Below are 19,958 nucleotides of genomic sequence, written 5' to 3'. Positions count from 1 at the left end.
CTCTTCGAGGAAGGCGCCGAGCACGACATTGAGGCGGACGAAGCCGAGGACGCAGATTCCGAGGACACAGGCGCCGAGGACACCGGCTCTGACGACGATGAAGATAAAGAGTAGTATCCGGACAACGCCGCTTCTCCTTGAAGCGAATCTATAATCGACAGCGAGGCAGGATGGTTCCTGCCTCTTTTTTTGTCCCGCCGCGGTGACAGGCCCATGGTCCCCGCCGGCGCCACCGGCACAACAGCTGGTGTCAACCTGTGAGTTGACGACGATCTCCCCGATCTTCACAGGATTGACACCTGGCCGGCCCCCCGCAATTGGCTACTCTTGGACATGACCGCACTGATTCGCCATACGCCCCAAGAGCCCCGCCCCGAGACCCCCAACTTTCGGGAAGCCCCGCATAACCTGGAGGCGGAGCAGGATCTGCTCGGCGCTATCCTCGTGAACAACGAGGCGCTAGACCGTGTCTCCAACTTTCTGAAGCCGGAACATTTCTTCGACCCGCTGCATGGGCGCATCTTCGAAGCTGTGGCCAGACTCATTATGGGCGGCAAACGCGCGACGCCCATCACGCTCAAAACCTTCTTCCAGTCGGACCCACCTGTGGGCGACCTCACCGTCCCGCAATATCTGGGACGCCTTGCGGCCAATGCGACGACGATCATCAATGCCGAAGATTACGGGCGCACGGTCTACGATCTGGCGCTGCGGCGGAACCTGATCGATATCGGCGAGACCATGGTCAACACGGCCTACGACTCGCCGATCGATGCGGAGCCAGCGGCGCAGATCGAGGAGGCCGAACAGAAGCTCTACGAGCTTGCCGAGACGGGCAAATACGGCGCCGGCTTCGAACCGTTTTCCTCCGCCCTCACGGACGCGATCGACATGGCCGCCAATGCCTATCAGCGCGATGGCGGGCTTTCCGGTCTGGCAACGGGATTTGCGGACCTTGACCAGCGGGTGGGCGGTCTTCAAGCCTCCGACCTCGTCATCCTCGCCGGACGTCCATCAATGGGCAAGACGGCGCTCGCGACGAACATTGCCTATCACGTGGCCAAGGCCTACACGGCCGATCCGCATACCGGGGAAGCGACGGACGGCGCCGTGGTCGGCTTCTTCTCGCTGGAAATGTCGGCGGAGCAGCTCGCAACCCGTATCATTTCCGAGCAGTCCCAAATCTCCTCGGAGAAGATCCGCCGCGGCCGCATCGATACTGGGGATTTCGACCGCATCGTCGAAGCCTCCCAGGAACTCCAAAACCTGCCACTCTTCATCGATCAGACCGGTGGTATCTCGGTGGCTCAGCTATGTGCCCGCGCCCGGCGGCTAAAAAGGCAGCGGGGACTTGGCTTTATCATTGTAGACTATCTTCAGCTTTTAACGGGTTCGTCCCGGCGGGCCCAGGAAGGCCGGGTCCAGGAAGTGTCCGAAATCACCACCGGCCTGAAGGCTCTCGCCAAGGAGCTTCACGTCCCAATTCTGGCCCTGTCGCAGCTTTCAAGGCAGGTCGAGCAAAGGGATGACAAGCGGCCGCAGCTGGCCGATTTGCGTGAATCGGGGTCCATCGAACAAGATGCCGATGTGGTAATGTTCGTGTTCCGCGAGGAATATTATTTAGAGCGCAGCCAGCCTCGCGAGAACACCGAAGAGCACAGACAGTGGCAACAGGACATGGAAGCGGTCATGGGCAAGGCCGACGTCATCGTGGGCAAGCAGCGCCACGGGCCGACGGGAACGGTGACGCTACAGTTCACGCCGGAGTTCACCCGCTTCTCCAATCTCGCGGCCTCGGAGCGTCTGCCGGAGCGGATGGAGTGAGGGCTTCGGCCGCAGAGCCGAGTAGCACCGACGATAGCGTTATGCACGACACGGCGATTCTGACGATCGATCTCGCCGCCCTCGCCGACAATTATCGAAACTTGCGCGAACGCACCCGCCCAGCCGAATGCGCAGCCGTGGTCAAGGCGGACGCATACGGTCTTGGCATGGTGCAAGCTGCGTCCGTGCTATGGCGCGCCGGTTGCCGAACCTTTTTCGTGGCCACGATCGCCGAGGCCATCGACCTGCGGATCGTGCTTCCCGACGCCGTGATCTATGTCCTGAACGGTGTCTTGACCGGAACGGCAGCGACGTTCCAAGAGCACGGGCTTCGTCCGGTGCTCAACAGCGCAAACGAAGTCCGCGACTGGGCCGACTATTGCGCGCATGTCCGCAAGGCCCTTCCCTGTGCCGTCCACGTAGACACCGGCATGAACCGGCTCGGCCTATCGGCTACTGACATAGACGAAATCCGGGATGGCACCGAGCTCTGGCAGACGCTCGCCCTGTCCTTGGTCATGAGCCATCTGGCCTGCGCAGACGACCACACGCATGCCAAGAACGCGCACCAGCGCGCGCGCTTCGACGCCGTTCGGGCGAAGCTTCCCGAGGCCCTCACAAGTCTTGCCAACTCCGCCGGGATCTTGCTGGGGCCCGATTATCATTACGACCTCGTGCGGCCGGGCATTGCGCTCTATGGCGGCCATCCCCAGCGCCAGGGCGAAAACCCCTTCCGCGCTGTGGTGCACTTGATGGGCCGAATCCTGCAAATCCGCCATGCCGCCCAAGGCGAAAGTGTCGGCTATGGAGCCACCCGGACGCTTCAGCGGCCGACGCGCATTGCGGTTGTCTCCGCCGGCTACGCGGACGGCTTGTTCCGCGCGCTCTCTGCCGGAGACGGCGAAACGGGGCTGACGGCCTATCTCGGCCCCTATGCGGCACCCGTCCTCGGACGGGTCTCCATGGACCTTGTCAGCGTGGACGTCACCGACGTGCCGGAGGCATTTTGCCAGCGCGGCGCCTGGGTTGAACTCCTCGGCCCCAATGTCAGCGCCCATACAATGGCGGCCCAGGCCGGGACCATCGACTACGAAGTACTGACGAGTCTCGGAAACCGCGCTACACGCCGCTATATCGGTGGTTGAGCAGAAGCGCTGAGCACACCGATAAGCATGGCAAAACAATCCAAGGCTTTTATCTGCCAGTCCTGCGGTGCCGCCGCCACGCGCTGGTCCGGCAAATGCGCCGCCTGCGGCGACTGGAACTCGCTTGTCGAGGAAGCAGGCACGCCGACCCAATCGCCCGCGCTCGTGGCCATCAAGGGCGGCAAAGGGCGTCAGGCCCGCTTCGAGACACTCAACGCCAAGACCGAGGATGCACCCCGGCTCAAGACCGGGATAGCCGAGCTGGACCGCGTCCTGGGCGGCGGTTTGGTGCCGGGCGCGGCGGTCCTCGTGGGCGGCGATCCGGGTATCGGCAAGTCTACGCTTCTGTTGCAAACCGTGGCGGAACTCGCGCAGGACGGGGCGCCAGTCATTTACCTCTCAGGCGAAGAAGCCACCGCCCAAGTTCGGATGCGGGCGGGACGGCTGGGCATTGCCGACGCACCCGTGGCGCTCGGAACCGAAACCAACGTGGCCAACATCATCGCCACGTTGAGTAGCGGCCCGCCACCTGCCCTCGTCATTATCGATTCCGTGCAGACCTTGTGGTCCGAAGGCATCGAGTCCGCGCCCGGTACGATCTCGCAGCTCAGGGGCTGTTCCGCCGCGCTGATCAGCTATGCCAAGGCCAGCGGTACCACCGTGATCCTCGTGGGCCATGTGACCAAGGACGGTCAAATCGCGGGGCCCAAGGTGATCGAACACATGGTCGATACGGTGCTGTATTTCGAAGGCCTGAGCGGCCACCAGTTCCGAGTCCTGCGGTCGGTCAAGAACCGCTTCGGGCCCACCGACGAGATCGGCGTCTTCGAAATGCGCCTTGAAGGCCTGCGCCAGGTCGAAAATCCCTCGGCACTATTTCTCAACGATGCGGACCGGGGTTCCCCGGGGACTGCCGTGTTTGCTGGGATGGAGGGCACGCGGCCGATACTCGTCGAAATTCAGGGCCTCGTGGCCCAAAGCGTACTGGGCACGCCTCGGCGCGCGGTCGTCGGATGGGACCAAAACCGCCTCTCGATGCTGCTTGCCGTTCTCGAGGCACGCTGCGGCGTGCGGCTTGGCGGCCACGACGTCTATCTCAATGTCGCCGGTGGCCTGCGTCTGACAGAGCCCGCCGCCGATCTCGCCGCGGCTGCGGCCCTGCTGTCGTCCTTTACTGGGCGCGCGGCGCCCGAAGACACGGTCTATTTCGGCGAAGTCAGCCTGACCGGCGCGGTCCGCGCGGTGGGTCATTCGGACCAAAGGCTGAAAGAGTCGGCCAAGCTCGGCTTCGTGCAAGCGGTAGCGCCGGCGAGCAAAGGCCCCGCCGAACACGATGCGGCCGGCATCGCGCTCAACCCCGTATCCCAACTCGAAGAACTCGTGACCTGGTTCGCCGTGCCCGAGGGTTAAGCCTGCCCTTCGATTGCTACGAAGTGTGACCTCCAAGTCATTGCGCTAAGGGGCGCAATCGTGCTTCATCCGCGAGAATCGTGATAGTCTAACGTCGTTCGTCCGAGGGAGCGTCGCTGCATGCCAATCTCCTGGCTCGATATCATTTTGATCGTTATCATGCTCATCTCGGGCTTCCTCGCGATGGTGCGTGGTTTCACCCGGGAGGTCCTCTCAATCTTCTCCTGGGCCATGGCTGCGGTCGCCGCGCTGTACTTCACACCGCGCTACTACGAAGTCCTTACCCCCTACATCGACAATCCGAGCATCGCGCAGATCGCCTTCGCGGCGGCGGTATTCATCGTGACGCTGATCGTCGTGAGCCTCATCACCTTCCGCATCTCCGACAAGGTGCTGGACAGCCGTGTGGGCGCGCTCGACCGGTCACTCGGATTCGTCTTCGGCCTGGCCCGTGGCTTCCTCTTGGTGGCCATCGTCTTCATTCTCTTCACCGCGCTTGCCAGAGACCAGCCAGACTGGATCCGCGACGCGCGCTCCTATCCTATTTTGCAGCGGACCCAGGTCGCCATCGAGTCGCTGCTGCCGACCAATCCGGAAGAATACCTGCCCAAAGACGACGACGAGGGCAGCGAAGCGGGCACGGAGGGCGCTCCGGCGCAGCAAACCGCACCGCTTTAGACACGCGCTTGTGTCAATGTATCCAGTTGCGTGGCATTAAAGCCCCGGACGGGGCGACTATTTATTCATAGGGAAAGGCCGGTGCCCGTGACAGACCGAAACGATCAAACCAGGCAGCTCCGCTGGCTCGAAGAGGACCGGCTCCACGAAGAATGTGGGGTTTTCGGCATCTTTAACCATCCCGACGCCGCCGCGTTGACGGCGCTCGGTCTCCATGCGCTTCAGCACCGCGGCCAGGAAGCGGCCGGCATTGTCAGCTTTGATGGCGAACACTTCCATACCGAACGCCGCATGGGCCTCGTCGGGGACCACTTCACCTCACGCCCCGTCATCGATCGCTTGGACGGCGACATGGCCGTGGGCCATGTGCGCTATTCCACCACGGGCGACGCGGTCATGCGAAACGTCCAGCCCCTCTTCGTCGATCTGGAGTCCGGCGGGTTTACCCTTTGCCACAACGGGAACCTTACCAATGCCCTGACCTTGCGCGAGATGCTGATCAGCAAGGGCGCCATTTGCCAGTCGACCACCGACACCGAAGTCATTCTTCACCTGGTTGCACGCAGCGAGAAACGGAACTTCGTCGAGCGTTTCGTCGAGGCGCTTCTGCAAGTCGAGGGTGCTTACGCATTCGTGGGCATGACCAACAAGAAGCTGATCGGCGCGCGCGACCCCTACGGCATTCGCCCGCTCGTGCTGGGCCGTCTCGGCGACGCCTGGGTGCTGGCGTCCGAATCTTGCGCGCTCGACATCATCGGCGCCGAGTTCGTCCGCGAGGTCGAGAATGGCGAAGTGATCATCGCGACCCGGGACGGCCTCGAGAGCCACCGCTTCATGCCAGAAAATCCGGCCCGACTGTGCATCTTCGAGTACATCTACTTTGCCCGCCCCGATTCCATTATCGATGGCCGCTCCGTCTACGATGTCCGCAAAGCCATGGGCCGGCAGCTTGCTCTCGAAGCCCCCGCCGATGCGGATATGGTCGTACCTATTCCCGACAGTGGCGTTCCGGCCGCGATCGGCTACGCCCAAGAATCCGGGCTCCCGTTCGAATACGGCATCATCCGAAATCACTATGTGGGCCGGACCTTCATCGAGCCGGAGCAGCAGATCCGGCAGCTTGGCGTCAAGTTGAAACACAGCGCCAACCAGCTGCAGGTCAAAGGCAAACGCATCGTGCTGATCGACGACAGCGTGGTACGCGGCACCACATCGGTTAAAATCGTACAGATGATGCGCGAGGCTGGTGCGAAGGAAGTGCATATGCGCATTTCGAGCCCGCCCATCACCCATCCGGACTTTTACGGCATCGACACGCCGAACCAGGACAAACTGCTTGCCGCGAACCGCACGCTCGAAGAGATGCGCGCGTTTATGGGCGCGGACTCCCTGGCATTTATTTCCGTCGACGGCATCTATCGCGCCATGGGCTTTGAGGGCCGCGACGATGACAATCCTCAGTTCACAGATCACTGCTTCACGGGCGAGTACCCGACCCGTCTTCGCGACCGCGAAGGTCCGCCGCAGCAGAAGCAGCTTTCCTTCCTTGCCGAAGTCGGTTGACAGGCACGTCTCTCAAAGACCGGATCGCCTTGATCACCGGCGCCTCCCGGGGCATCGGGCGCGCCACGGCCAAGCTCCTTGCGGACGAAGGTGCGAAGGTGCTGCTGCTCGGCCGCGATCAGAAGACGCTCGAGGCCGTCGACGACGAGGTAAACGCGGCGGGCGGCAAGGCAACGCTCATCCCGCTGGACCTGCAAGACGGCGCGTCGATCGACCCGCTCGGTCCCTCGCTCTATGAGCGCTTCGGCCATCTGGACATCTTCGTCGGCAACGCCGCCATGCTCGGCGGGTTACGGCCCCTCACCCATATTCCCTCGGATATCTGGGAGAAGGTGCTGGCCACCAACCTCACCGCCAATTGGCGCCTGATCCGCACGCTCGATCCGCTGCTGCGCCTATCGGATGCGGGACGCGTCGTCTTTGTCACGTCTTCGCGCGTGGCCGCGCAAGGGCGTGCCTACTGGGCCCCCTACTCGGTTTCGAAGGCGGGGCTCGAAACACTGGCGAAGACCTATGCCAACGAGACCGCGGACAGTCCGGTTAAGGTCAATCTGGTGGACCCGGGCGCGACCGCAACAGCGATACGGGCCGAAGCCTATCCGGGCGAGGACCAAAGCACGATTAAGAGCCCGGAGCAGATTGCCGCCAAGATCGTCGAACTGTGTCTGCCGAGCGTTACCGAGACCGGACAGATTGTTCCCGTCGAGTGACGAAAACGGTTCTGGAACAAGCCCTAAATGGCGGCGATGGCCATGCCGTCATAAGCCGGTTCGACGCCATCCGGGAGCTGCCCCTGCAAGGTCTCGTAGTCCAGATCCACATGCATATGGGTGAAGATGGCCCGCTTGGGCTGCATGCGCCCGACCCAGCTCAAGGCCTGGTCCACGGTCAGATGGCTGGGATGGCCCGTGTAGCGCAGCGCGTCGAGAATCCAGACATCGAGCCCTTCGAGTGTCGCCCAAGACTCCTCTGGAAAATCGCTCACGTCCGGCGAATAGGCGAGCCCGCCGAAACGGTAGCCGAGGGAGTCGATGGAGCCGTGCTTCTGCAGGAAGGGAATGGCCTCAATGGCACCGCCCGGCCCATCGATGACGAGGCGTTGCCCGGGCAGGATGTCGTGCCCAATGAGCACCGGCGGGTACTCGCTCCCTTGCGGCGATTCGAAGCAATAGTCGAACCGCTGGCGCAAGACGTCGCCGATCTCTTTTAGATAGTATACATCCACCCGGCGCCGGCCATTATAGGCAACCATGCGCAAGTCATCGATGCCATGGACGTGGTCCGCATGATCATGGGTGTAGAGCACGCCGTCCAGCAGACCCACATCGGCGTCGTTCAACTGCTCGCGGAGATCGGGCGGCGTATCGACCAGCACGCGCGTCGCGCCCTTCTCCCCTTCCCGCTCGACCAGCAGCGCGCAGCGCCGGCGGCGGTTCTTGGGGTTGGCCGGATCGCAGGCACCCCACTCATTGCCGATCCGGGGCACACCGCCAGAAGTGCCGCAGCCCAGAATGGTGGCCTTTAAAGTCATGCGGCGTCTGAATGCTCTTTCAGAGCGGTGCGGGGCACCTTCTTGAAGAGCCTAAAGAAATTGTCCGTCGTCAGCGCCGTAAAGGCATCGAGCCCTTGGCCCCTGACCTCGGCAAGACGCGCGGCTGTGTTGGCAACATAGGCCGGCTCGTTAGTCTTGCCGCGGAATGGCTCAGGCGCCAGATACGGTGCGTCGGTCTCAATGAGAAGTCGGTCCGCCGGCACAGAGGCCGCGATCTTGCGCAACTCGTTTGCCTTCTTGAAAGTTACAACGCCCGAGAAGGAGATGTAACCACCGAGCGCCAAGCCCCGCCGCGCCAGCTCCGCGCCGCTCGTGAAGCAATGCAGGATAAAGGGAAAGGCGCCCTTGGCGCTCTCCTCTTCCAGGATCAACGCCATGTCCTCGTCGGCTTCACGAGAATGAATGACGAGCGGCAAGCCAGTCTCGCGCGCGGCGGCGATATGGGCGCGGAAGCCCTTCGCTTGAACCTCGGGCGGTGCGTGATCGTAATGGTAGTCGAGCCCCGCCTCGCCGATGGCGACGACCTTGGGATGGCGCGCAATCTCGATCAGCTCCTCGGCCGCGGTGTCCGGCTCCTCGGCAGCATTGTTCGGATGGGTGCCGATGGAGCAAAACACGTTGTCATGCGCCTCCACGAGTTCTTTCAGCTCATCGAATTTCGCAACGCGCGTCGAGATCGTGACCATGAGCCCGACGCCTACGGCCTGGGCGCGGACAAGCAGCGCCGGCAGGTCCGACTTGAGTTCGGGAAAATCGAGATGGCAGTGGCTATCGATCAGCATCACGGGAAGATGAAATGTCGTTAAGGTACAATCTGCTCGGCTTACGCAGGGTCGTGATTCGCCCCTTTTTGTGCAGCACTTTCGCGGACGAAACAATAGGCCCACGCCCGCCACAGCTTGGCGGTAAGAGCAACACGATGCGCACAGGCTCAACCAAGACACAGTTCACCATTGGCCTGGCTGCTGCAATGGCCGCCTCGGTTCTGCTCGTGCTCTCCACAGCCACGGCGGAAGCCCGATGCAGCAAGGGCGTCTATGTGTATAGCGCGTCCTGGTGCGGGACCTGCCGCTCCTTGCGGTCTTATCTCGATCGGAGCGGCATCCGCTACACCTTGCTGAATGCGGACAACCCTCTCGTCAAAGCGGATATGCGGGCGCGTTTCCGCAGCGTCGCCGTGTCCCATATGCTGATCGGCCGGCACGCCATCCGCGGCCTCAACACTGCGAAGATCCAGCAGCTCTGCCACTAAGCGACGTTTGTCACCGGACATATGGAACCGAATGCCCGTGCGTGCGTTTTACTCTCATGATGATCGGAATTGCATTGATCGGCACGCTGGTCGCCGCCCTTCTCGTGGTCGGCTTCTGCGACAGCATCGCGACGTAAAGCCGCGCGCTTCTCGCTCGCGGTTTTGGTCTCACTGAGCGTCAGCTCGCCTCGCTTTCCGGCTCTACGTAGCGCGGGAAGACGGGCGTAGGCGCTGGTAATTCTGCTCCAGACTTGAGGCGTCCCGCCTCGCCCAACGCATCGAATCCCCGCGCTTTCTCCGGCACGCTCAGCATATCCAGCAACTTGCCGCCGCTTTCGGGCATCGCAGCCTGTGCCAGAATGGCCGCCTGGCGCACGACTTCCGCCGTCACGTAGAGGATTGTGCCCATGCGTTCCGGGTTCGTCTTCTTGTGCGCCCAAGGCTCCTCGCTAGCGAAATAGCGGTTGGCATCCGCGATCAGCCCCCAGACGACCTCCAAAGCCCGATGGATGGCGAAGGCGTCGATCTCCGCTTCCACGCGCGGCAGGAGTCCGTCTGCCGAAGCCAGGATTGCATTGTCCGCGTCCGTCAGCACGCCAGGTTCCGGAAGGATGCCTCCACAGTTCTTGGCGATCATGGAGAGCGAGCGCTGGGCCAGATTGCCGAAATCGTTGGCGAGGTCGGCATTGATGCGCTGAACGATGCCGTCATGGCTGTAATTGCCGTCCTGACCGAAGGGCACTTCGCGCAGGAGGAAATAGCGGATCTGGTCGACGCCGTATTCGGAGACGAGCGTCATCGGGTCGACTACATTGCCGACCGACTTCGACATCTTCTCCCCCCGGTTATAGAGGAAGCCGTGACCGAACACTTGTTTGGGGAGAGCGACGCCGGCCGACATCAGAAAGGCCGGCCAATAGATCGCGTGAAACCGGATGATGTCCTTGCCGATGACATGGGCATCCGCCGGCCAGTATTTCTTGAAGCTCTCGGAATCCTCGTCCGGAAAGCCAACGCCGGTGATGTAGTTCGTCAGCGCATCCACCCAGACATACATGACGTGTTTGGGGTCGTCCGGTACCGGCACGCCCCAATCGAACGTGGTGCGCGAGACCGACAAATCCCTAAGGCCACCGCGCACGAAGCTCTTTACCTCGTTGGCACGCGTCTCCGGCCCGATGAAATCGGGATTGGCCTCGAAATGGGCAAGCAGCCGGTCGCCGAACGCGGACAGCCGGAAGAAATAGCTTTCTTCCTCCACCCATTCGACGGGCGTGCCTTGGGGCGAAAGCTTGGCGCCATTGGGGCCGTTGGTCAGCTCGCTCTCGTCGTAATAGGCCTCGTCGCGCACCGAGTACCAACCCTCATATTTGTCGAGATAGATATCGCCAGCCGCCTGCATGCGCCGCCAAAGCTCTTGGCTTGCCCGCTTGTGCCGTTCTTCGCGCGTCGAAATGAAATCGTCGTGCGAACAGTCCAGCGTCTCTACCATCTCGCGAAATTTCGGCGTGGTGCGGTCGGCGAGCTCGGCGGCGGTGATGCCCTGTTTGCGCGCGGTCTGCAGCATCTTGATGCCGTGCTCGTCGGTGCCGGTGAGAAAGAAAACGTCCTTCCCTTGCAGCCGCCGGAAGCGCGCTAGCGCATCCGTCGCCACCGCCTCGTAGGCATGGCCAATATGCGGCGCGTCGTTCGGATACGAGATTGCGGTCGTGATGTAATAGGTTTGTCTGTCAGCCATAATGTCTCCCTAGGCGGAGACATAGCCTTGCCTCCCCTCCATGCCAAGCATGCACATCGAAGGCGTCAGGACGTTTGGCTTGAGGCGAGCCTCTGAAGGCTGAACCAACTATTCAGGACCAAGAGGCCACGGTCCAGATTCAGAGCGAAGGTCTCGCCGCGCGCGGCAGAAATCGCCTCCCAAGCATCCGCCCAGGCGGGCAAATTGTCCAAGGACACTAAGTCCTCTGCCAGTTTGTCCTCTTTGCCCACGAGCCCCTCCCCGGTGGCCCCGTAGCGGACCAGCCGCTCGATCAGCCCGAGCAGCAGCGCGAGGTAGAGTTCGAACTGCTCGGTCTCAGTGACGCTGGCCAGTTTCTCGGCCTGGCGCTGCACTTTCGCGCCGTCGAGCTCGGGCAACGCTACCAATGTCGCGACGATCTGGTCATAGAGCGCGATGCCCTCGCCCGTCACGAGTTCCAGCGCGCGCCGCGCGCTGCCCTGCGACAGGGCCATGGCCAGACCCAAGGTCTTCTCGTCGGCCTCGATCTCATCGCGAGCGAGCGCGGCCCGTACGGCCTCGGCGAGCGGCGCATCGGCCAATGGCGCGAGCCGCAGTACGCGCGTGCGCGACCGGATCGTCACCGGCAGGCGCCCCTCCGCATTGGACACGAGAAGAAACAGCGTATTTGGCGGCGGCTCCTCGAGCGCCTTCAACAAGGCGTTCGCCGCATTCTGGTTGAGCTGATCGGCCTGGTCGATGATCACTACACGCCAAGCGCCATCTCCCGCCGTGCTCCCGAGAAACGCCCGCAAGCGGCGCACCTCGTCAACGCTAATCACCTGCGAATAGCGCTTGGTCTTTTCCATCCAAGACCGGCGAATAAGGAGCAGGTTGGGATGGGCGAGCCCCGCGACCTTGCGGAAGATGGGATGGTCCATCGCGACATCGGCTGGCTCGCCCGGAATGAGGTCTCCTGCTTCCGCATGAGCAAGAATTGTTCGGGCCAAACGATAGGCGAGCGTTGCCTTGCCGATGCCCTCGGGTCCCACTAGCAACCAGGCGTGGTGCAACCGCCCGCTCCGAAGTGACTCTTCGAACTCTAGAGCGGCCTCGTCATGTCCGAACACGCGATCGACATCGCGCGGGCTGGAGAACGGATCCAAGCGGTCGGGCTCGACGACGGCGGATCCCGATTTCTTGGCGGCGGCACTCATGACATACCGCTCATCGGGTTGGCACCTATCGTAGGGCAGGCCCCGCTCATCGGGGGCAGGTCACGGGTTGAGACGCTGCAAGACCGTTTCCCAAACGTCCTCGGCGACCATGGCCTCGGGCTGGCTTGCATCAACCACGACACAGCGGCCCGGCTCTTCCTCGGCGATGTCCAGAAATCCACGGCGAATGCGCTCATGGGTCATCAGCTCCTGGTTCTCGAAACGATCGAGTTCGGCCCCTTCCGCCCGCGTCTGTGCACGCGCGAGCCCCTCCTCGGCGGGAATGTCGAGAATAAAAGTAACGTCGGGCATGACTGCGCCGACAGTCAGTTTCTCCAAGGCATTGATGAGTGCGCGCGGCACGCCGGCCGTCGCACCCTGATAGACGCGCGTGGAATCGACGAAGCGGTCGCACACAACCCATTGTCCCTTCTGCAGCGCGCCCTGGATGGCATTATCGATATGGTCGGCTCGCGCCGCGGAAAAGAGGACAGCCTCCGCAAGCGGGCCGAACGAGGCCGCCTGTCCGGAAAGCAGAACCTCGCGGATGTCCTCGGCGGCAGGAGAGCCCCCGGGCTCGCGTGTGGCAAAGACCGGACGTCCGGACTGGGCGAGCCGCTCTGCGAGAATGTTGGCTTGAGTCGATTTGCCGGACCCTTCGCCGCCTTCCATAGTGATGAACCGTCCGATCTCGATCGCTTGCTGCATATTCGAAAGGCTCGCCTTCCCGGCGCTAGAGCAACCAGCCAAACGCAAGCACGAGCAGGGAGTCGATGCCCCGCATCGCGAAGCCGCTGCTGTCGATGTTCTCGCCGGCATAAAGCGGGATCTCGTTGACCGCGGCCAAGTCCGCCGACTTCACCTTGAGCGTTGCGATCTGGTCGCCCTTCTTGATAGGCGCCTTGATCGGCCCCTCGTAAAGGATTTCGCCGGAGACTGCGCCCGTCGCACTGGTCGGCAGGAGAAGATCGATGGCGCCATCTCCGACAAGCGGCACGTAGTGTTTGTCTCCGCCCCAAACGAGCGCTTCGCTCACTTGCTGCCCATCGTCGAACAACCGGTAGGGGCGGAAGCTTTTGAAGCCCCATTCCAGCATCCTGCGGGATTCCGTCTCCCGGGCGCCCTTCTTCTCAAGCCCTGTGACGACAAGGATCAGGCGCTGATCCCCGCGCTTCGCGCTCGACACGAGGCCATAGCCGGCCTCCTTCGTGTAGCCGGTCTTTAAACCGTCAACACCGACCTCGGACCAAACCAGCGGGTTGCGATTCCGAAAGGTGAATTTATCCCGATAGCGGAACTCTTTCTGCGCGAAATAGGGATAGAACTCGGGATAGGTCTCGACGATGTGCTTGGAGAGCTTGGCCAGATCCCGCGGGGTCATCAGATGGCCTTCCGCCGGCAGTCCGGTGGGATTGACGAAGTTCGACCCGGTCAGACCGATCTGCTCCGCGTAGTCGTTCATCATTTTGACGAAGCCCTCTTCTGTCCCGCCGATGCCTTCGGCAAGAATGAGAGCTCCGTCATTGGCCGACTGAACTGCCACACCCTGAATCAGGTCGGCGACGGTGATCGGATTGCCAAGCGGCGCGAACATGGCGGCCGTCCCGGAGGGCGCGCCGCCCGTGCGCCAGGCATGCTCACTGACAGTAAAGGTATCGTCGAGCCTGATGCGGCCGGCCTTGAGCTCCCGGAACACCACCGCCAATGTCATGAGCTTGCTCATGCTGGCGGGGGGGATGCGGTTGTCGGCACCCTTCTCAAACAGCACGAGATCGGCGCCCGAATCCATCAGAATAGCGTTCTGCGCCTTGGTGCTGAATTCGCTCTTCTTTTTCGACGCCGCATAGCCCGCTCCCGCAGCCAAGGCCACGCTAAGCCCGCAGGCAAAGGCAACTTTCTTCAATCTACGCAAAGCGCGCACGCGGTCACGTCGTTCTTGAGGAATGGTGGATCGAAACGCCGCCAAAGGCTGCGGCCCAAGTGCGCTTACTATCGAATGCCCAAGGCGAAAAATCAACCGGGCATGGACCAACGCTCAGTTTTTCAGAACGATTTTGGCGCCCCGGTACCCAGCATCGGCCACGTCGGACAGGGCCGCTGCGGCGGAGATCCCATCGGCGAACGGCCCCACGCGGACCCGGTAATAGGTCTCGCCATGATCGACCACCGGGGCGACTTCCACCGGCCCCACACCGGAGAGCGCACTCCGCGCCCGCCAAGCATTAGCCTGGTTCTTGAAGAATCCGGCCTGAATCATCGGCCCACGAGGAACCAGCACGGCTGGTCTGATTGAGCCTGTCGTTTCCACAGCGCCCGCTCCCTCTTCCAGACCTACCACCGCCGTATCGCCGTCACGGCCCGTTTCGGAACCGCGAATGACCGTGGGCTCTGACGTGGACGGCAACGCGGCGACGGCCGCTCTATCGGGACGGTCCGGGAGTGACGGCGGAGCCGGAGGAGCAGGCGCCCCGACAGCAATCTCGACCTCAGGCCCACCGTCGGGGTCGGTGGTTCGAGCATATTCCGAGTAGCCCCGCGTCGAAAGGTAGTCCCGCTCGAATGTGTCGTCGCCATCCAGTCCCGCGTTGCGCAAGAAGCGGACGCGCACCTTGGCGGTCCCGGCCCGCTTGAACCCTAGGACCTCTGCGGTACGCTCCGACAAGTCGATCAAGCGCTTCTTGCGAAACGGCCCCCGGTCGTTGACCCGCACCATCGCACTGCGGCCATTGTCGAGATTGGTAACCTCCACATAGACCGGCAGCGGCAGTGTGGGATGGGCTGCCGATAGGCGCTCCATATCGAAGATTTCGCCGTTCGAGGTCCTGCGGCCATGAAACAAGGCGCCATACCACGAGGCGACGCCCTCGCGGACATAGGCAGAATCTTCCTTTGGGGTGAATTGGACGCCGTTGATCTCGTAGGGCTGGCCGATTTTGAAATGGCCGCCGCCTTTGGGCGCCGGCTGGCCGATCGGAACCAGGCGCTGGCCGAGGCCGGCAGGCTCGAGATCCTCCGGGCTGGCGCCCGGCCAGACCCATAGGGATGCAACTGAGAGCAGAAGAACGACGAACCATAAGCGGGCGTCAAAGACAAGCCCGCTCAGCGGCGGATCGCGACCTGAGTCGGGCTCAGATCCATTTGATGTCACCCCGTCCAAAGTTCCACCCCCCAGAGGGCCCAAGTAAGCAGCGCCGAAAGAGCCGCAAATGCAAAACAAAGCAAGCTTTTCCAGCGCAAGATCGATTTGAGCCCAACTCGGTTAGGAAACAATAAAAGGTGCCCAAAATCCTATGGGGCCCAAGACCGAATCTCTCAAGCTCACAAAATATGCCACAGAATCAGCCCCTGTTCCGCCCTTGCATCGGGACCGTTAAGTTCCCAAATAAAAATAGGCCGCGGCCTCTCCGGCGCGATTTTTCCGCATGTCAGCCAACCTGCTGCTCCCGCAAGGAATTTCTGACGGCCACCGGCAAGCTTGTGACCTTGAACGAGGTGCGATGCGTGATCCAAAAAACCAGATGTTTGCCGAAGCCTGCGCCATGCTCAAACAAGCCGAGCAGCTTCATCGGCAATTCTTCGGCCCGTCAAGCGGCGGCCATTCCGCCAGTTGGGAACCGCCGGTCGACGTTTTCGAGACCGAGCGCGAGGTAACCGTCATTACGGCGCTGCCGGGTGTCAGTCCCGAGGCGGTCCGAGCCGAGATCGAGGGCACCACGTTGATCGTCACCGGCGTCCGGGCAATCCCGGCCGCAGGACGCGGTGCCAATATCGTCCGTCTCGAGATTCCCTATGGCCGCTTCGAACGGCGCATCGCGATTTCCAGCCGCTTGAGGCTGATCGATCAGGAACTAGAAAATGGCTGCCTGAGACTCATCTTTAAAAAGGCCGGCTAACACAATCACAGAAGTGCACAGCATGAACGACCAAGAGCAGAGCCTGAAGACAGAAAGCTTGCAGATCGGCGATGAGACCGCGCAGTCTAAAACAGAGGGGGAACCTGCGGAGATAGCCCCGCCGCATCCCGATCTGCCTGACGATGCCGTCATTGTGCTGCCGACCCGCAATGCGGTGTTGTTCCCGGGCGTCGTCGCGCCCCTGATGGTAGGCCGTCCCCAAACCGTGGCCGGCGCGCAAGCCGCGGCCCAAAACGGCAAGCCCATCGGCATACTCCTCCAGAGCGATCCGGCCGCCGATATCCCGGGGCCCGATCAGCTCAACCATGTCGGCACGATCGCCGAGATCATGCGTTACGTGACCTCGCCCGACGGCAGCCACCATCTTGTCGTGCGCGGCATGCATAGATTCAAGGTTTGTGAACTCCTGGACGGCTACCCGTTCCTTGCCGCACGCATTGAGGAGATCGGCGACTCTGAAACCTTGTCGACCGAACTCGCCGCCCGTGTCCATCAGCTGCGCGAGCGGGCCCGGGAGGCGGTGTCGCTGCTGCCAAATGCGCCCGAGGAGCTTGCCGGCGCAATGGACCAGCTCGAGTCGCCGTCCATGTTGGCGGACTTTATCGCCAACGTCATGGACATCAGCCCCGCCGAGAAGCAGGACATCCTGGAGACGTTCGACGTGTCTGAGCGCATCGACAAGGTGCTGCGCGAACTCGCCCAGCAGATCGAGGTCCTGCGCCTGTCGAAGCAGATCGGCGAGCAGACCCAAGAATCGCTGTCGGGCCGCCAGCGCGAGCACATCCTGCGCGAGCAGCTTCGCCAGATTCAGAAGGAGCTTGGCGAAGGCGAGGAGGGCGAAGCCGAGATTGCCGAGCTGCGCGAGGCCATCGACAAGACGGAGATGTCTGAGGAAGCAGAGACCCAGGCCAAAAAGGAACTGCGGCGCCTGGAGCGTATGCCAGAAGCCTCGGCCGAGCACGGCATGGTCCGCACCTATCTGGACTGGTTGACCGAGCTGCCCTGGTCGAAGCTTTCCGAGGAGACGATCGACATCGCCGAGGCGCGCCGGATCCTCGATGAGGATCACTACGGCCTGCGGAAGGTAAAACAGCGGATCCTAGAATATCTTGCGGTGCGGAAGCTCAACCCGGATGGAAAGAGCCCGATCCTATGCTTCGTTGGTCCGCCCGGCGTCGGCAAAACTTCGCTCGGCCAGTCGATCGCCCGGGCCATGGGCCGCAAATTCGGTCGCATCAGCCTTGGTGGTGTGCACGATGAAGCGGAGATCCGGGGCCACCGGCGCACCTATGTGGGCGCCCTGCCCGGCAATATCGTCCAGGCCCTGCGCAAGGCCGAGACGCGCAATCCGGTCTTCATGCTCGACGAGATGGACAAGCTGAGCGCCAGCTTTCACGGCGATCCGTCCGCGGCGCTGCTGGAGGTCCTGGACCCGGCGCAGAACAGCACCTTCCGCGACAACTATCTGGGCGTACCCTTCGATCTGTCGAAAGTGATGTTCATCGGCACGGCCAATGTGCCCGACCAGATCCCCGCGCCGCTGCGCGATCGCATGGAAGTCATCGAGATTCCCGGTTACACCGAGGAAGAGAAGATCGAGATCGCCAAGCGCTACCTGGTCAAGCGCCAGTTGGAGGCGACTGGCCTCTCGGACGAGCAGTGCCAGATCACCGAGGACGCGCTGCGCACGATCATCGACGGTTATACGCGGGAGGCCGGCGTCCGCAATCTTGAGCGTGAGATCGGCGCGGTCTGCCATCGCGTGGCCATGCGCATCGCTGAGGGAGAAGTAACAGGGATGCGCGTGGATGTGGACGACCTCCACGAGATCCTGGGCGCCCGCAAGTTTGACAACGAGGTAGCCATGCGCACGTCCGTACCGGGCGTCGCGACCGGCCTCGCCTGGACCCCCACGGGCGGCGATATCCTGTTCATCGAATGCGCGAAAGTACCCGGCAAGGGCCGGCTAATCCTGACCGGACAGCTCGGAGATGTAATGAAGGAAAGTGCGCAAGCCGCTCTATCGCTTGTGAAAGCGCGCACTAGCCTTTTGGGCATCCATCAAAATGTCTTCGACACGTCCGACATCCATCTGCATGTTCCGGCCGGGGCGATCCCAAAGGACGGTCCGAGCGCAGGCGTGGCCATGTTCATCGCCCTCACCTCCCTGTTTACCGGACGCACGGTCCGCAACGACCTGGCGATGACCGGCGAAATCTCGCTGCGTGGGCTGGTACTTCCCATTGGCGGGGTGAAGAACAAGGTGCTGGCGGCAGTCCGCGCCGGGATCACGACGGTGATGCTGCCGGAGCGCAACCGCAAGGACTATGAGGACATCCCAGAGTCCGCGCGCGAAGCGGTTCGCTTCGTCTGGATGTCGACTGTGGACGATGCCATGGCCGCAGCCCTCAGCTCGCCTGAGGTGCACGTGCAGGGTCCGAACGAGCTGTCAGACGTCCAGCGGCGGCTGGCCAGCGGCTAAGCCGCCCGTCGGTGGGAGACACACCGACCACCCCGAGAGACCCACCCCCCCGGCGGGGGGGTCCGCGACGGCTTCCTCTAGAGCCCGCTAGGGCCTATTATCCCCTCTTTTATGGGGGGGTCCCATGCGGTTCCTACTTGGCCTTATTCTCGGTGTCGCGCTGACGATCGTCGCGGCCTTTGTGATGGATCAGCGAGAGAAGAGCGTGGAGAAGCGCGTCGTCAATTGGGACGTGGTCGGCGATAAGGCCGGTACGGCTACCAAGGACGCGAAGCAGATCTGGGACGACTTCACCCGTGAAATTACGGGCCCATAAAAGCTGTCCTATTCAGAGGATTATCGGCGAAAGCCCCCAGCGCAGCTCAACTCCAACCGGGAGCGCCGCGCTCTTCACTTGCGGCTTCTTGGGCAATTTGTCTTCGCGCCCCCCTTTCGGATGGGAACTCGATTTCTCGGCCTGGGTCGTCCCGACCATGTTCATGCCGATCAAGAAGGCGGCGCCACTCCCGATGACCGCGGAGATGGCGATCGCCCGCAAAACGCGCCTCAAATCGCGTCGCTCAGGGGATTCCAGCCGGACGGTCCGGTTCACATAAGCCAGAAACGAGCTGAAAAGGGCCGCCAGCGCACCGCCGCTGAACACCATCATCGCCATCGTGACTTTGCCGTCGACCGTCGCCTGCGGCGCCAGCGCCACGATCGTCAAGAGGACCAAGGCGGCCGCGCCGTTCAGCACGATGAGGAACGACACCGCCCGCCCGGCCAGCCGGTTCCGCTCCCGCTCGATAAAGGTGGGATCGAGGTCTGTTCCAGGTTGTGGCGTCTTCAGGATCATCTGACGAGGCTCCGGGTGCCATCACCGCAGTACCACTTTCGGAAAATACAGCCAATCCGTCCAGTTCGGGACGTCCACAATTTCACTGATCCGCGGATCGGCGCGCATGTCAAAGCATGAAAGGTTGGTGGTCAAGACAGGCGCTTTGGCACTATCCCAGCCGAAACGATGGTTGTTCTTATAGATCTTATGATTGCAGACACCGAAACCTTCCCAAAGACGTTGGTAGACCGAGGTCAGGCCTGGCGGAGACGGGGGCCGCATCTCCTGCCGCCGTTAACAGCCGTCAAGCGCCGTCTAAGATGCTGTTTTCGCTCAATTTACAGCGTTAGATGCTTGCAACCCTTGCCGTTAAGCGCCACCTTTAAC

18 protein-coding genes are annotated in these 19,958 nt (G+C 62.3%); 10 read left to right on the top strand and 8 right to left on the bottom strand.

Translation table 11 applies throughout. From position 1 onward, the window contains the following. The first annotated feature begins 333 nt into the window (after positions 1-333). The 6 genes from WBQ77_RS01720 (at position 334) to WBQ77_RS01695 (ending at position 7,330) form a co-directional block, all read left to right on the top strand. Complete coding sequence (locus WBQ77_RS01720) at positions 334-1,824, top strand: replicative DNA helicase (protein ID WP_424058650.1); 1,491 nt, start codon at positions 334-336, stop codon at positions 1,822-1,824. A 41-nt stretch (positions 1,825-1,865) separates the two neighbouring features. Further along, entirely contained in the window at positions 1,866-2,969 is a 1,104-nt protein-coding gene (alr, locus tag WBQ77_RS01715; protein ID WP_424042323.1) for an alanine racemase, read from the top strand. Positions 2,970-2,996: 27 nt separating this feature from the next. Beyond that, positions 2,997-4,379 (top strand): DNA repair protein RadA, encoded by a 1,383-nt coding sequence (gene radA, locus WBQ77_RS01710; protein ID WP_424042325.1) that lies wholly within the window; start codon positions 2,997-2,999, stop codon positions 4,377-4,379. Positions 4,380-4,499: 120 nt separating this feature from the next. Continuing rightward, positions 4,500-5,057, top strand: a complete 558-nt coding sequence (locus WBQ77_RS01705; RefSeq protein WP_424042326.1) for a CvpA family protein — start codon at positions 4,500-4,502, stop codon at positions 5,055-5,057. Between the two features lie 87 nt (positions 5,058-5,144). Further along, positions 5,145-6,620 (top strand): amidophosphoribosyltransferase, encoded by a 1,476-nt coding sequence (gene purF / locus WBQ77_RS01700; RefSeq protein ID WP_424042328.1) that lies wholly within the window; start codon positions 5,145-5,147, stop codon positions 6,618-6,620. Next, complete coding sequence (locus WBQ77_RS01695) at positions 6,617-7,330, top strand: SDR family NAD(P)-dependent oxidoreductase (protein WP_424058648.1); 714 nt, start codon at positions 6,617-6,619, stop codon at positions 7,328-7,330. The genes purF and WBQ77_RS01695 overlap by 4 nt, the downstream gene beginning before the upstream one ends. Positions 7,331-7,353: 23 nt before the next feature. On the opposite strand, the gene WBQ77_RS01690 is transcribed toward WBQ77_RS01695, so the two are convergent. Beyond that, the gene (locus WBQ77_RS01690; protein WP_424042330.1) at positions 7,354-8,151 is read right to left on the bottom strand and encodes an MBL fold metallo-hydrolase; all 798 of its coding nucleotides are present in this window, start codon (positions 8,149-8,151) and stop codon (positions 7,354-7,356) included. Continuing rightward, on the bottom strand, positions 8,148-8,954 hold the full coding sequence (locus tag WBQ77_RS01685; RefSeq protein WP_424042331.1) for a TatD family hydrolase: 807 nt from the start codon (positions 8,952-8,954) through the stop codon (positions 8,148-8,150). Before WBQ77_RS01685 ends, WBQ77_RS01690 begins: the two co-directional genes overlap by 4 nt. Before the next feature lie 137 nt (positions 8,955-9,091). Here WBQ77_RS01685 and WBQ77_RS01680 point away from each other — a divergent pair, with 137 nt between their 5' ends. Continuing rightward, the gene (locus WBQ77_RS01680) at positions 9,092-9,424 is read left to right on the top strand and encodes a glutaredoxin family protein (protein WP_424058645.1); all 333 of its coding nucleotides are present in this window, start codon (positions 9,092-9,094) and stop codon (positions 9,422-9,424) included. A 178-nt stretch (positions 9,425-9,602) separates the two neighbouring features. Here the strand turns inward: WBQ77_RS01680 and metG are convergent, their stop codons facing one another. The 5 genes from metG to WBQ77_RS01655 form a co-directional block, all read right to left on the bottom strand. After that, entirely contained in the window at positions 9,603-11,162 is a 1,560-nt protein-coding gene (gene metG, locus WBQ77_RS01675) for a methionine--tRNA ligase (RefSeq protein ID WP_424058643.1), read from the bottom strand. 65 nt (positions 11,163-11,227) lie between these two features. Then, positions 11,228-12,358, bottom strand: a complete 1,131-nt coding sequence (locus WBQ77_RS01670) for a DNA polymerase III subunit delta' (protein WP_424058641.1) — start codon at positions 12,356-12,358, stop codon at positions 11,228-11,230. Positions 12,359-12,418: 60 nt separating this feature from the next. After that, complete coding sequence (tmk, locus tag WBQ77_RS01665) at positions 12,419-13,066, bottom strand: dTMP kinase (RefSeq protein ID WP_424044251.1); 648 nt, start codon at positions 13,064-13,066, stop codon at positions 12,419-12,421. 25 nt (positions 13,067-13,091) lie between these two features. Next, positions 13,092-14,279: a D-alanyl-D-alanine carboxypeptidase family protein gene (locus WBQ77_RS01660; RefSeq protein ID WP_424058639.1), complete on the bottom strand. Its 1,188-nt coding sequence runs from the start codon at positions 14,277-14,279 to the stop codon at positions 13,092-13,094. A 114-nt stretch (positions 14,280-14,393) separates the two neighbouring features. Then, positions 14,394-15,506, bottom strand: coding sequence for a septal ring lytic transglycosylase RlpA family protein (locus tag WBQ77_RS01655; RefSeq protein ID WP_424044247.1), 1,113 nt, complete (start codon positions 15,504-15,506; stop codon positions 14,394-14,396). A 349-nt stretch (positions 15,507-15,855) separates the two neighbouring features. On the opposite strand from WBQ77_RS01655, the gene WBQ77_RS01650 reads away from it, so the two are divergent. From WBQ77_RS01650 to WBQ77_RS01640, 3 genes are all read left to right on the top strand, one after another. Continuing rightward, on the top strand, positions 15,856-16,251 hold the full coding sequence (locus WBQ77_RS01650; RefSeq protein WP_424044546.1) for an Hsp20/alpha crystallin family protein: 396 nt from the start codon (positions 15,856-15,858) through the stop codon (positions 16,249-16,251). 22 nt (positions 16,252-16,273) lie between these two features. Further along, positions 16,274-18,754, top strand: a complete 2,481-nt coding sequence (lon, locus tag WBQ77_RS01645) for an endopeptidase La (protein ID WP_424058637.1) — start codon at positions 16,274-16,276, stop codon at positions 18,752-18,754. A 124-nt stretch (positions 18,755-18,878) separates the two neighbouring features. After that, the gene (locus tag WBQ77_RS01640) at positions 18,879-19,070 is read left to right on the top strand and encodes a hypothetical protein (RefSeq protein WP_424044544.1); all 192 of its coding nucleotides are present in this window, start codon (positions 18,879-18,881) and stop codon (positions 19,068-19,070) included. Between the two features lie 12 nt (positions 19,071-19,082). On the opposite strand, the gene WBQ77_RS01635 is transcribed toward WBQ77_RS01640, so the two are convergent. Next, a complete protein-coding gene (locus tag WBQ77_RS01635; protein ID WP_424058635.1) occupies positions 19,083-19,589 on the bottom strand; it encodes a hypothetical protein in 507 nt (168 codons plus the stop codon). Positions 19,590-19,958 lie beyond the last annotated feature (369 nt).

Origin of the sequence: Methyloceanibacter sp., assembly GCF_049590335.1 — a bacterium.
GTDB lineage: Bacteria > Pseudomonadota > Alphaproteobacteria > Rhizobiales > Methyloligellaceae > Methyloceanibacter.
Note: the sequence above shows the minus strand (reverse complement) of the source record. Positions and strands in the feature narration are given on the sequence as shown.

Excerpts from the sequence above, each read along its gene's own strand:
- tmk (WP_424044251.1), bottom strand. The coding sequence starts at position 13,066 with ATGCAGCAAGCGATCGAGATCGGACGGTTCATCACTATGGAAGGCGGC.
- WBQ77_RS01635 (WP_424058635.1), bottom strand. The coding sequence starts at position 19,589 with ATGATCCTGAAGACGCCACAACCTGGAACAGACCTCGATCCCACCTTT.
- lon (WP_424058637.1), top strand. The coding sequence starts at position 16,274 with ATGAACGACCAAGAGCAGAGCCTGAAGACAGAAAGCTTGCAGATCGGC.
- WBQ77_RS01705 (WP_424042326.1), top strand. The coding sequence starts at position 4,500 with ATGCCAATCTCCTGGCTCGATATCATTTTGATCGTTATCATGCTCATC.
- WBQ77_RS01650 (WP_424044546.1), top strand. The coding sequence starts at position 15,856 with ATGCGTGATCCAAAAAACCAGATGTTTGCCGAAGCCTGCGCCATGCTC.
- alr (WP_424042323.1), top strand. The coding sequence starts at position 1,866 with ATGCACGACACGGCGATTCTGACGATCGATCTCGCCGCCCTCGCCGAC.
- WBQ77_RS01685 (WP_424042331.1), bottom strand. The coding sequence starts at position 8,954 with ATGCTGATCGATAGCCACTGCCATCTCGATTTTCCCGAACTCAAGTCG.
- WBQ77_RS01680 (WP_424058645.1), top strand. The coding sequence starts at position 9,092 with ATGCGCACAGGCTCAACCAAGACACAGTTCACCATTGGCCTGGCTGCT.
- WBQ77_RS01690 (WP_424042330.1), bottom strand. The coding sequence starts at position 8,151 with ATGACTTTAAAGGCCACCATTCTGGGCTGCGGCACTTCTGGCGGTGTG.
- WBQ77_RS01640 (WP_424044544.1), top strand. The coding sequence starts at position 18,879 with ATGCGGTTCCTACTTGGCCTTATTCTCGGTGTCGCGCTGACGATCGTC.
- metG (WP_424058643.1), bottom strand. The coding sequence starts at position 11,162 with ATGGCTGACAGACAAACCTATTACATCACGACCGCAATCTCGTATCCG.
- radA (WP_424042325.1), top strand. The coding sequence starts at position 2,997 with ATGGCAAAACAATCCAAGGCTTTTATCTGCCAGTCCTGCGGTGCCGCC.
- WBQ77_RS01720 (WP_424058650.1), top strand. The coding sequence starts at position 334 with ATGACCGCACTGATTCGCCATACGCCCCAAGAGCCCCGCCCCGAGACC.
- WBQ77_RS01670 (WP_424058641.1), bottom strand. The coding sequence starts at position 12,358 with ATGAGTGCCGCCGCCAAGAAATCGGGATCCGCCGTCGTCGAGCCCGAC.